Origin of the sequence: Chamaesiphon sp. OTE_8_metabat_110 (genome assembly GCF_031382685.1) — a bacterium.
In the GTDB taxonomy this organism is placed as follows: domain Bacteria; phylum Cyanobacteriota; class Cyanobacteriia; order Cyanobacteriales; family Chamaesiphonaceae; genus Chamaesiphon.
Genome location: NZ_JANMZA010000555.1, coordinates 1 through 3,922, shown reverse-complemented (window position 1 = coordinate 3,922; position 3,922 = coordinate 1). Strand labels below are relative to the sequence as shown.

9 protein-coding genes and 1 pseudogene are annotated in these 3,922 nt (G+C 39.6%); 1 reads left to right on the top strand and 9 read right to left on the bottom strand.

Going from position 1 to position 3,922, the window contains the following annotated elements:
* The 7 genes and pseudogenes from RMO52_RS20115 to RMO52_RS20085 form a co-directional block, all read right to left on the bottom strand.
* Positions 1-326 (bottom strand): annotated as a pseudogene (locus RMO52_RS20115) (hypothetical protein); the annotation flags it as partial.
* Entirely contained in the window at positions 304-618 is a 315-nt protein-coding gene (locus RMO52_RS20110) for a hypothetical protein (RefSeq protein ID WP_310417800.1), read from the bottom strand. The gene RMO52_RS20110 and the pseudogene RMO52_RS20115, both read right to left, overlap by 23 nt.
* A complete protein-coding gene (locus RMO52_RS20105) occupies positions 593-1,384 on the bottom strand; it encodes a XamI family restriction endonuclease (RefSeq protein ID WP_310417804.1) in 792 nt (263 codons plus the stop codon). Before RMO52_RS20105 ends, RMO52_RS20110 begins: the two co-directional genes overlap by 26 nt.
* Before the next feature lie 22 nt (positions 1,385-1,406).
* Positions 1,407-1,619 carry a hypothetical protein gene (locus tag RMO52_RS20100; RefSeq protein ID WP_309738062.1) on the bottom strand — a complete coding sequence of 71 codons (213 nt, stop codon included), beginning with the start codon at positions 1,617-1,619 and terminating at the stop codon, positions 1,407-1,409.
* A gap of 17 nt (positions 1,620-1,636) precedes the next feature.
* A complete protein-coding gene (locus tag RMO52_RS20095; protein WP_309738060.1) occupies positions 1,637-1,975 on the bottom strand; it encodes a hypothetical protein in 339 nt (112 codons plus the stop codon).
* Positions 1,976-2,005: 30 nt separating this feature from the next.
* A complete protein-coding gene (locus tag RMO52_RS20090; RefSeq protein ID WP_309738059.1) occupies positions 2,006-2,392 on the bottom strand; it encodes a type II toxin-antitoxin system VapC family toxin in 387 nt (128 codons plus the stop codon).
* Positions 2,389-2,610, bottom strand: a complete 222-nt coding sequence (locus RMO52_RS20085) for a hypothetical protein (RefSeq protein WP_309738058.1) — start codon at positions 2,608-2,610, stop codon at positions 2,389-2,391. The genes RMO52_RS20090 and RMO52_RS20085 overlap by 4 nt, the downstream gene beginning before the upstream one ends.
* A gap of 43 nt (positions 2,611-2,653) precedes the next feature.
* Here RMO52_RS20085 and RMO52_RS20080 point away from each other — a divergent pair, with 43 nt between their 5' ends.
* Positions 2,654-2,869 (top strand): hypothetical protein, encoded by a 216-nt coding sequence (locus tag RMO52_RS20080; protein WP_309738057.1) that lies wholly within the window; start codon positions 2,654-2,656, stop codon positions 2,867-2,869.
* Between the two features lie 66 nt (positions 2,870-2,935).
* Here RMO52_RS20080 and RMO52_RS20075 read toward each other — a convergent pair whose 3' ends face one another.
* Both RMO52_RS20075 and RMO52_RS20070 read right to left on the bottom strand, forming a co-directional pair.
* Positions 2,936-3,523 carry a hypothetical protein gene (locus RMO52_RS20075; protein WP_309738056.1) on the bottom strand — a complete coding sequence of 196 codons (588 nt, stop codon included), beginning with the start codon at positions 3,521-3,523 and terminating at the stop codon, positions 2,936-2,938.
* A 114-nt stretch (positions 3,524-3,637) separates the two neighbouring features.
* Positions 3,638-3,922 (bottom strand): vitamin B12 dependent-methionine synthase activation domain-containing protein (locus tag RMO52_RS20070; protein ID WP_310417794.1); only part of this gene is annotated, 285 nt, incomplete at its 5' end.

Here is a 3,922-nt window from a genome sequence, read left to right as displayed (position 1 = left end):
ACCCAACAAGCCAGTCCATCTGGCGACATCCATTGATGTGCTGCTAATAAAAAGTAGCAGTAAAGACCTGCAAGACCACTTAATTGAGTGCCAGTAGCTGCTATTCCTAGTTCCTTGAGAGATTTTTTCTTGTCGATCGATAGATGATGATGTCGAACATAAGGCGGGTTACAAATTAATAAATTAGCCCTATCTTTTTCATTCTGCGGTGCAATACTTTCTGTAAAATCGGCGATATTAAGTTGGAGCGGTGTATTAGCCCATAACTTAATGGCAGTTTCAGCAAAATCTCGTTGGCGTAGCCTACCGTAGGTAATCGATCTCATACCCAACCGCACTTTCGATTCGATCGATCGAAAATGATTGCAACAAAGCAGAGTAAAAAGAACCAGTCCCAATTGCTGGATCTAAAAATCGAATTTTTCGATCGGGTGGAAGTAAGGTTTTTGAATAATTAATGATTTCGATCGCTAGTGTATTCGGTGTCGCAAATTGACCCAAACGGTTCCGTTCGGTGGAATTCTTAGCAGCATCTAGTTGTGTTTGTTCGATTATTCTCTGAGCTTCCGTTGAAGCAATGTCAAAAAATTGCTCATAATTCAAATTCTGCAAGGTCATTGATGCGATGCTCCCAAACCCAATCTATACCTTCCGCCGCTTCGTAGCCTAAATATCCAGTATCGAAGTAGCCACATAAGAATAAAACAAACTCGATTTTATTGCCATAGGTTGCGTTAAGTTGCTGTACTTTTCGGGCTTCTTCTTTTCTGCGCTTGTTGACATTTGCAAAGTCACCAGCCGATTTTGCTTCGATCGATAAGGGATAGTCGCCTGGTTTGGCAGTTTTACGCATAATCACCGCATCAATGGGAATATTAACAGTTTTTCCTCCCTCATCGATCAAATTGACAGGTAAATTCAACCGAAAACTATATGTTCCTGGTGGCATTTCATTAAACCGCACCCTTTCAGCCGCAGATAATAACCGATAACCACGCTCATCAAGCCATGTAGCAATCTCTCTCAATTGTCTTGCTTCTTGGGCATTCCGCACGATCGGATCGGCTGATGCTCCACACAAACGATCTGCGATAATAGTCGATGCGCGGTAAATTTCGGTTTCTGTCGGTGATTGATTCGTATCCAGCCAAGGAAGAATATCTCGATCTGCAAGCCTTGAAATAATGCTGGCGATCTTTTCTAATTCTTCATTCAGACGGTCGATGGTCAGTCTCACGGGTAATCTACCATAAATCTCCATTCGATCGACGACACTCTTCGCGACACCAGATAACCCAATGAGTCGATCTCTGGCAATAGGTGGGCAAGTACACATCCTCAATGTCGGAAGTATCTCTGGATTAGAGTGGAGAATCGCTGAGATGATCTGTATCTAATATGTACATCTACTCATCTACTGCATCCACAGCCGTTGTTCGATCGGATTCTCGATATTCCCGCCCCAATTTCATTGCTTCATCATAGGCGGAATTTTCTGCAAAGGTTCCAGCTATTTTTTCCCACCAAGGTAAATTGACAGGGGTTGGATCGATTTTGCGTTTAAGTCGATCGACTTCAGCTTCTAATAATGTCAGTCGTTCTTCTAATTGTTCTGACATATTCTATTTGTCCTTTGCTATTCAATTGTAGCCGATCTATCGGTTTCGATATTAGCTACTACGGCCTCAAAATCTGAGTCGTCTTCAAAAATACCTGCAAACTTTAATATCAGATGCTCCTCTTCGATCGATCCCAGCCGCTGTTTTACCTCTTCTGTTGTCAGAGTTAGACTTTTATTCTGGCGAATCGCTAACAATTGCTCAATAACTGCTGGATTAACTTCTAGCCCAACATCTAGATCTATCTGCCGATCGCACTTTTTATCTAGATATTCTTGCAGCCATTTTGACAGCTCGCGAATTTCATCTTTTGGTAATTGCTTAATAGCTGACTGAACTTCTAATCTAGTATTCATCACAGATACTCTAATCTAGTTGTTATAATTTCACCAAATTCTCTCGATCGAATAAGCATCAAAGGCTTTGTCTATACTAGCTATTAATATTTTCTCATTCATAGCTTGAGCAATGATTATTCTATCGAAAGGGTCGCGATGATGAAGTGGTAACAGATCGAGCGTATAAATATGCGATAACTCAATCTGCATAATTTTAATCTGATTTTCGCTAACTTGTGTTGCGATAATATCTGGTAAAGGTCGAGGCAAACTTAATTTACCCAAAGAAATTTTAATCTGAATCTCCCAAATACTTGCCAAGCTAACCAATAGTTCGTTGTCTACATCAAAGATAATATTCTGGACGCGATCGGAAATATTCGATACATCATTTGCCCACCAAATTAATACTTGTGTATCTAAAATGACCTTCACTCATCGACTCCCAACCAAAAGGAATCAGGTAATGGTTCGTTAAAATCATCACTCATGATAATTTTACCCTGCTCTAAATTAGGTATGCGTTGGCGTGCTGTTGTTGAGCTCGATACAGGCTGTTGACGTTTAATAGATTTAACAAACTGTAACACTTCAGATAATAGGTCTTCTGATGTTGATTCTAGTTCGCTGACGATTAGCTCTTTAGTATTCATGATAATTTAGCTAAATACTGCTACTTTCTATTGTAGATCGCTATTGCCCTTTCGACATCTGGCGATCGAATCCCACCACCACCCGATCGAATCAAAACAGCTCGATCGAACCAACCCCAAATCGATCGAGCTTTGCCTACACTACCCGATCGCAACCAAAGAAATCAACATTAATATCATCGCGGATTGTGCCAGGATCGATCGAGCGTCAATATCGATCGATCAATTGGACATAATCGATCGACAACTCGATAGTTAGAATTTGTGGGCATAATCCAGTATTGAAATAGGATCTTTATTTTGAAAGCTTGCCCGTTATACCAAACTAATTATTTATAGAAAGCCAATTTTGATAACAGGGAAGTTCAAGAAGTGGATTGATGCTCTCTTCTGTTCTGCTTATGTTAATTAACATATTACCGACTAGGTAACTATCTTCAGATTCGTTTTCTATACGATTGTCAATTTGCATTTGAATGTTATACCATCCATTTTCTAGATCTATTTTATATGATGGCTTTACATCTCCTATATCTATATCCTCTAGCCAGCTACCAGCTTCAAATAGCAAAATTTCTTGCGTCTTAACCTCAATTTTGCTTTCAACAAAAAAGCACATGTCATCTTTAATGATTTTGTTGTCTAGTATTTCTAAATTAAAATCACCGACAGGCAAAGTGACAAATGAAAAATTTCCGTTATTGATTTCATTTACCAAAAATAATGTTTCTCTGCACCATACTTGATTCCATTCTTCATTAAAATCACAAATTAATTCAGTTCCTCCCTCTCTATCTAACGCAATATCAAAAACATAAGAAATCCCTATTTTCTCTGGATCTGGATTCTGAAAAAAGGATTTGTCAGCTATTATTACACCACCTTGGTTATCACATTCTAATCTTAAAGACATAATCTATTTTTACATTGGTAAGTAAAAGATTTAGATAGTGGGCATTACCCACTATCTAAATTTCAGGTTGTAGACAAGATTTGACAGGTCTACTTCACATGGATTTAACCAATCCTAAGCACTAAAGTACTTAGCTGTCGGATGATAGACAATCAACGCAGTTGTAGACTGCTCAGGATATAGCTGTTCGCTCTCATCCATCGTCATCCCCATCCGCTCGGTACCCATGATTTTCAACTGATGTAATTGATCCGCCACATTCGGACAAGCTGGATAGCCGAAACTATACCGCGAACCCTGATAGCGTTGCGCCAACATATCGCGAATATTATCTGGCTCCAGATCCCCATAACCCAACTCCTTGCGGATGCGGGCGTGTCCCCATTCGGCTAAACCTTC